General features: G+C 62.4%; 4 protein-coding genes and 2 pseudogenes. 3 read left to right on the top strand and 3 right to left on the bottom strand.

All coding sequences use genetic code 11. The annotated features are described in order from the left end of the window. A pseudogene (locus Q0G18_RS08295) lies at positions 1 to 414 on the top strand (threonine ammonia-lyase); the annotation flags it as partial. 112 nt (positions 415 to 526) lie between these two features. Here Q0G18_RS08295 and Q0G18_RS08290 read toward each other — a convergent pair. Further along, positions 527 to 1,909 (bottom strand): sodium-dependent transporter, encoded by a 1,383-nt coding sequence (locus Q0G18_RS08290; RefSeq protein WP_297151904.1) that lies wholly within the window; start codon positions 1,907 to 1,909, stop codon positions 527 to 529. A 291-nt stretch (positions 1,910 to 2,200) separates the two neighbouring features. On the opposite strand from Q0G18_RS08290, the gene Q0G18_RS08285 reads away from it, so the two are divergent. After that, positions 2,201 to 2,917 (top strand): ABC transporter ATP-binding protein, encoded by a 717-nt coding sequence (locus tag Q0G18_RS08285; RefSeq protein WP_297151901.1) that lies wholly within the window; start codon positions 2,201 to 2,203, stop codon positions 2,915 to 2,917. A 7-nt stretch (positions 2,918 to 2,924) separates the two neighbouring features. Further along, positions 2,925 to 5,591, top strand: a complete 2,667-nt coding sequence (locus tag Q0G18_RS08280; protein ID WP_297151898.1) for an ABC transporter permease — start codon at positions 2,925 to 2,927, stop codon at positions 5,589 to 5,591. Between the two features lie 77 nt (positions 5,592 to 5,668). Here the strand turns inward: Q0G18_RS08280 and Q0G18_RS08275 are convergent, their stop codons facing one another. Beyond that, on the bottom strand, positions 5,669 to 7,426 hold the full coding sequence (locus tag Q0G18_RS08275; RefSeq protein ID WP_297151895.1) for an ABC transporter ATP-binding protein: 1,758 nt from the start codon (positions 7,424 to 7,426) through the stop codon (positions 5,669 to 5,671). Further along, a pseudogene (locus Q0G18_RS08270) lies at positions 7,427 to 7,620 on the bottom strand (hypothetical protein); the annotation flags it as partial.

Raw genomic sequence — 7,620 nt, 5'->3', positions numbered from 1 at the left:
GTGGAGAACCACAAGATGATCGTGGAGAACTCGGGGCTTCTCACCGTCGCCGCGCTGCGCCATCTCGACTTCACGGGGAAGAAGGTCGTGTCGATCCTCTCGGGCGGCAACATGGACGTCATCACGATGTCGTCGGTCGTGCAGCACGGACTGATCCAGCGCGACCGTATCTTCACGGTCAGCGTGCTCCTGCCCGACCGCCCTGGCGAGCTCGTCAATGTCGCCCAGGTCATCGCCGAGAGCAAGGGCAACGTCGTTCGACTCGATCACAACCAGTTCGTCACGACTAACCGCAACGCCGCCGTAGAGCTGCGTGTAACCATCGAGGCGTTCGGCACCGCGCACAAGCAGCAGATCGTCGAGGCGCTCGAAGCGAAGGGCTTCCGCCCACGCGTCATCCAGGCGCATCTGTAAGCGCAGGTCGGGCGAGTGTTGCATCCCGCCCGCAAAGAATAAGGCACCACCCCACGACAGGGGCGAACCTCTCGCTGGTTCGCCCCTGCCTGCTTTTGGAAGGAAGGCGCCACTAGAACTTCATGATGCCGAGCGACTGGGCAAGCGCGGTCACGAGGATGACCACCACGAGCACAGGTGCCACGTACTTCACCATGACCGACCAGGCTTTCGCCATCTTGAAGGGCGCAGAGATGCGCACCTCGTCGATAATCGTCTTCGGCTTGATGATCCAACCAACGAACACGCAGGTCAAAAGCGCAACAATCGGCATGATAACCGAGTTGGAGATGAAGTCGGCGAAGTCGAGCAGCGAGGAGCCTTCGCCTAGGGGCTGGATGAACGAAAGCACGTTGTAGCCCGAGTTGATGAAAAGCCCAGCCACCACGATGAACACGATGGTAATCACCAGTGACTTGCGGCGGGAGTATCCCGCGCCGTCCTGAATGATGGAGACGCAGGTCTCGGTAAGCGAAATCGCGCTGGTGAGCGCCGCGAAGAACACCAAGAGGAAGAAGACGAATCCCACGATAGTCGCCACTTGACCCATGTCCGCAAACACTTCGGGCAAGATGATGAACATGAGCGAGGGACCGGAGTTCTGAGCGACAGCGTCGCCCGAGCCCATCGCGACAAACGCGGCAGGCACGATCATGAGGCCCGCGAGGAACGACACACCCAGGTCGAAGAAGCCGATGCGCGTGACGGACTGCGTCAGGGACGCCTTCTTCTCGAGGTAGCTGCCGTAGGTGATCATGATGCCCATAGCGAGCGACAAGCTGTAGAACATCTGCCCGAGCGCGCCGATGACCAGTTCAGGCGAGAATTTCGAAACATCCGGCATCAGGTAGTACGCCGCGCCGTCGAGGGCCCCGGGCAACGTCAGCGTGAAGATGGCGATCGCGATGGCCATCACGATAAGCGCGGGCATCAAGATGAGGTTCGCCTTCTCGATGCCGCCCTTCACGCCGCGCGCCACGATGATGAACGCCGCAGCCATGAAGATCAGCATGAAGACCGAGCTGTCGACGCCGTCGGTGATAAAGCTCGAGAAGAACGTGCCGCCATCCGCCATAGCCGCAGGTCCAGCTGCAATATAGGCGAAGGCATACTTCGTCACCCAGCCGCCGATGATGCAGTAATACGGCACGATAATGAAGGGCACGACCGACGCCAGCACGCCGATGAACATGAATTTCTTCCCGAAATGGCGGAATGCGCCGATGGCCGAAAGGCCCGTCTTGCGACCGATCGCCGTCTCAAGCAGCAGGAGCGACACGCCGAACGTGAATACCAGCACCAGGTAGGTGATGAGGAACGTACCGCCGCCGTACTTCGCTGCCAGATACGGGAAACGCCACATGTTTCCCAGGCCGACCGCCGATGCGGCGGCGGCCAAGATGAACGCCCATTTGCCTGACCACGACGAGCGCGATCTGGTTTTCATTGATGCCATACTATTCCCTTTTCCAATCAAGAGCGCAAGCAAAAGCGTTGCGCAGGCTGATGCCCTCCAATTCGGGCAATTTTACCTGAACGTTACGCATTCACGCACGAGAGAAGGGTATTCGGCCTCGCCCTTTCGCCCAGATGCGATATCGCAAATGCGAAAGGGACGCTCGATAGGTCCCTCGAAATGGGGAGGAAACTTGGCAAAGCGCGTTGCATATGGCTAACTTTTGCGTTATAAGTTAGCTGAATGCAACCTTAAAGGGCCGCATGCGCCCCTTTTCAAGAAAGAACGACCATGGCAAAATCAAATACCCCCTACCTCGTCGTCGAGAGCCTCGCCAAACACTACGGCGACGGCGAAGCCCGCGTCCAGGTGCTCGACGGCATCACCACCACCGTGAACCGCGGCGAGGTCTGCGTTATGCTCGGCCCCTCGGGCTCGGGCAAGTCGACCTTCCTCAATCTCATCGGCGGCCTTGAGGGCGCCGACGGCGGCGCGATCTCAGTCGGCGGCTGCGAGCTCACCGCGCTTTCAAGCAAAGACCTCGGCGAGTACCGCCGCCGCGAGCTCGGCTTCGTCTTCCAGTTCTACAACCTCGTGCCCGACCTCACCATCAAGGAGAATATCGAGGTCACGGCGCACCTCTCGGCAAATCCCCTGCCCTTGGAGGACCTTCTGCGCTCGCTTGGCCTTTGGGAGCACCGCAACAAGTTCCCGCGCCAGGTCTCCGGCGGCCAGCAGCAGCGCTGCGCCATCGGCCGCGCGCTCGTGAAGAACCCGGGCCTCATCCTGTGCGACGAACCCACGGGCGCCCTCGATTACAAGACCTCGAAAGAAGTGCTCGAACTCATGGAGCGCGTGAACCGGGAGTACGGCTGCACCGTCGTGATCGTGACGCACAACGCCGCCATCGCCCGCATGGCCGACCGCGTGCTGCGCCTGCGCGACGGGCGCTTAGCCGAAGACGAGGTCAACGACTCGCCTGTGTCCGCCTCCAAGCTCGATTGGTAGGCGCGCGATGACTCCTCTGGCCAGACGGCTCCCCCGCGAGCTCAAGCACAACATCGGCAAGTACCTGGGTATCTTTTTGCTCATGTGCGGCGCAATCGCCCTCACGTCGGGCTTCCTGCTCGCCGCGCACTCCATCGGCTGCCTCATCGACAATATGCGTGACGAGTACACGATCGAGGACGGCCGCGTGATAACGGCGTTCGAGGCGACCGACGCTCAGCTCGAAGCGGCCGAGGACGCGGCCGATGGCGTCGGCGGCGTCACGTTCTTCAAGAACTTCTCCATAGATGCGGCCATCAAGAAGCCCACGGGCGACGACGGCACCAAGCGCACGCTGCGCACCTACACCCACCGCACCGAAGTCGACATCGCATCCTATTGCGAGGGCGCGAAGCCCCAGACAGACGACGAGGTCGCCGTCGACCGCGTCTTCGCCACGAACAACACGCTTGCCATAGGCGACAAGGTCGAGCTTGAGGGGCGCGCCTACACCATCTGCGGCATCATGACCTTGCCCGACAGCCAGGCGCTCTTCCTCAACAACTCCGACTTCACGGTGAACACCATCACTTTCGGCGTGGCCGAGGTCACAGACGCCGGCTTCACCGCACTCGAGGACGCTGGCGGCGCGCCCACCTACACCTACTCGTTCACCTTCAAGGACCGCGACCTCTCCGTCGCCGAGCGCACCGATGCCGAGAAGGACATGGTAGAGGCTTTAACGGATGCCGACGCGCGCGTGGATGACCTCATCGACGCCGACTCCAACCAGGGCATCGGCTACGCGCGCGATGACGTGGACGGCGACTCCGCCATGTGGACGACGCTGCTCGACATCATCATCGTGATCATGGCCTTCGTCTTCGTCGTGCTCACCAACGCCACCATCGAAGAGGAGAGCGCCGTCATAGGTACGCTGCTCGCGAGCGGCTACCGCAAGCGCGAGATCGTCCTCCACTACCTCACGCTTCCTGCTATCGTGGGCATCTTCGCGGCGGGCCTGGGGTGCGCGCTCGGCGTCGCCTTCTTCACCGAGCCCATGCGCAATCTCTATTACGGCTCCTACAGCCTGCCGCCTTTCCACGTGTACTGGAGCTGGGGGATCTTCGTCAAATGCGCCGTGGTGCCCGCCGCCGCGCTCATCCTCATCACGCTTGTGGGGCTTCTTCGCAAGATGGGAAAGACCCCGCTGCAGTTTTTGCGCCACGAGGCCAGCGGAAAGTCAGGCACCAAACGCGGACTGCGGCTGCCCGAGCGCATGGGCTTCGTCGCGCGCTTCCGCCTACGCGTCTTTTTGCGCAACCTCGGCAACTTCGTCACGCTCTTCGTGGGCATCGCCTTCGCCTCGCTGCTTCTGCTCTTCGGTCTGGCGATCCTCCCCACGATGACGCACTACGCCGACAACCTTGAGACGAGCCTCGTGGCCGAGCACCAGTACACGCTCAAGGCCCCGCTCGAGCTTGAGGGCACAGCCGAGCAGCGCGCGCAGTGGGCAGCGCTCGACCGCCTCCAGTCCGTCGACGGCGCCCTTCTTTCCGCCGCCGAGGACGCCGAGGACGAGCTCGATGACGCGGTAGACACAGCGCAGACGGCTGCCGACATACTCGCCGCCTCGCCCTCAGCAGACAACATGCAAGCGGCAGCCAATGCGCTCGAAGAGGTGCAGGACAAGAAGGATGCCCTCTATACGCGCCTTGACGAGCTCGCAAACGCTCTCGGCTGCGATCGCGACGAGACCATCGACCTTATCGACGCCGCTTCCAACATCGACGCCAGCGAAGACGACATCCACCCCGTGAACACGGTCGACAACGGCGCAGATAAGGTTGCCCAGACTGAAAAATACGCCATTTACCAGCTACAATACGACCGTGGCGAGGGAAACGGCACCGAGACGGTGTCCATCTACGGTATCTCACCCGACTCGCGCTACTGGAAAGACCTCGACGTCGGCGGCAACCGCGTCATCTTCGGCCGCGGGCTTCTCGATAAGTTCGGCTGGAAAGAAGGGCAAAAGGTCGAGCTCGATGATAAGTACGAGGAGAAGGACTACTTCCTCGAGTACGCAGGCGACGACTTCGCGTGGGGCACGAAGTCGGACATGAACGTCTACATGAGCATTGATGACTTCAACGAGCTCTTCGGCAACGACGCCTCCTACTTCAATGGCTACGTGAGCGACGAGGAGCTCGACCTCGACTCGCGCTACTTCTCCGGCGATACCACGCCCGACGACATGCGCGCCGTCGGCGACCAGTTCATCGACATGATGAGCAGCCTAATCGGCCTGATGGTCGGGCTCGCCGTATTCATCTTCCTGCTGTTCATGTACCTGCTGACCAAGGCCGTGATCGACCGCAGCGCCCGCTCGATCAGCTACATGAAGGTCTTCGGCTACCGCGACGGCGAAATCTCGCATCTCTACATCCGATCGATCACGCTGTGCGTCGTCGCCTCGCTCGTGCTGTGCGAGCCGCTGATCATCGAATCGCTCGCCGCGATCTTCCGCACGATGCTGCTCACCTACAACGGCAACATCGAGATTTACGTGCCGTGGTCAGCTATGGCCGCGTGTGCAGGCATCGGGTTTGCGACCTACCTCGTCGTGGCGTTTTTGCACACGCGCTCCATCAAACGCGTCAGCCTCGCCGAGGCCTTAAAGGTGCAGGAATAGAAAACACCTGCGAAGGGGCGTCTTCCTCAAAGGGAAGGCGCCCCTCACGCATAGGCCGTTTTCAAAGGGGAACGACCCTACAGCCGCCAGGCAGCCGTCTCCTTCTGGAGCTCGACCATGTGCGCGAACTCGCCGCCCGCAGCCTTGAGCTCGGCGGGCGCACCCTGCTCGGCGACCACGCCTCCCTTCAGGACCACGATCTTGTCGGCGTTCTCTACCGTGCGCATGCGGTGCGCGATCACGATGACGGTCTTGCCCGCGAGCAGGCGGGAAAGAGCCTCCTGCACCACGGTCTCGTTCTCGACGTCCAGGCTCGCCGTGGCCTCGTCCAAAAGGACGATAGGCGCATCCTTGAGCAGAGCGCGGGCGATGGAGATGCGCTGGCGCTCGCCGCCGGAGAGCTTGGATCCGTTCTCGCCGATCAGGGTGTCGTAGCCCTGCGGCATGCGGCTCACGAACTCATCGCAGTTGGCGGCATGTGCGGCGGCCAAGACCTCCTCGTCGGTGGCATCACGGCGGCCAAGGCGGATGTTGCCCATCACCGTGTCGTCGAAGAGCAGCACGTCTTGGAAGACGATCGCGTAATCGCGCAGCAGCGCCTCGGGGTCCACGCTCGCGACGTCAACACCACCCACGGTGACCTTGCCGGAGGTGGCGTCCCAGAAACGCGCCGCCAGTCGGCTCACCGTCGACTTGCCCGAGCCGGACGGACCGACGAGCGCCGTGACCTCGCCTTCCTTTGCGGTGAAGCTCACGTCAGCCAGGACCTTCTCGCCGGCGCGCCCGTCTTCGCCCGCGCCGTATCCGAACGCCACGTGGTCGAACACCACGTCATGGCCCGAAGGCTCGAACTTCTCGCTGCCCTGCGCCACGGGCTCCTCCATGATGGAGCGCATGCGCTTGGCCGACGACTCGGCGGCGAACAACTCGGAGACGAGCATAAGGGCCTGGTCGAACGGAGCGTAGATTCGGCTCACCATAAGCAGGAACGCGAACATCACCATGAAGTCGACCTGGCCGGAGACGACCATCGCGGCGCCCGTGACGAGCGTAGTGGCGATTCCCAGACGCAGGATGGCGAATGCCGAGTTGACCAGGAGCCCGTTGGCGAGCTCGCCCCTGGTCGTCTCGCGCTCCTCGCGCTCGATCACGGCGTTCAAGCCTGCCAGATAGTGCGCTTCCTGGTTGGTGGCGCGAATCTCGCGGACACAGTCGAGAGTTTCCTGGACGGCCTCGGTGACCTTGACCTTCTCGGCGCGGACTCGGTCGAACACCGGGGTCATGGGGCCGCGCGTCAGGCACAGGACGGCAAACGCCACGGGCACGCTCCAAAACGCCGCGATGGCAAGCTGCCAGCAGAAGAACAGCGACCCCGCGAACACGATGGCGCTCGCGATGACGGCGCCCCACAGCTCGCCCAAAACATGGCTGTAGGCGTGCTCCATGGCCTGGGCGTCGCCCATGATGGTCTCGGTAAGGTCGGCGAGGTCGCGGCGGCCGAAGAACGAAAGGGGCAGCTTTCGCAGACGCTCGGCGATCTCGACGCGCTGGTTGCCGCACTCCTCGTAGAAGATGCAATAAGTGTAGTAGTACTGCTGCCAGTTCGAAGCGAAGAGCAGAGCAAGGAAGACCACAAGGCCGGCCACGATGGGCAGGGCGGCGGGCAGGTCCGCGCCCGTCGTCAAATGGTCGACGAACCCTGCCATAACCAGGAACAGAAAGCCCATGCCAGCCATGGTGACCAGGTTGGTAATCGTGGTCCAGAAAATCCCGCGCTTCACCCCCGCGATGCCTTTATCGGACAGAAAGTACTTCTTTTTGAATGAGGCGAACATCTAGGCCTCGCCCCCTTTCGCGGCGACGGCGTCTGCGGCGGCATCGGCAACCGCGGCGGAAATCTTCCAGCTGGCCGCCTGCTCGTAGTCGGCCCACATCTTTGCATAGAGACCGCCCTTGCCAAGAAGCGCCTCGTGCGAGCCGATCTCGGCAACGCGCCCCTGGTCGAGGACCACGATCTGGTCCGCGCCCA

The sequence above is a fragment of the uncultured Ellagibacter sp. genome (assembly GCF_934636505.1).
Lineage (GTDB): Bacteria > Actinomycetota > Coriobacteriia > Coriobacteriales > Eggerthellaceae > Ellagibacter.
This window is presented reverse-complemented; position numbering and strand designations above follow the sequence as displayed.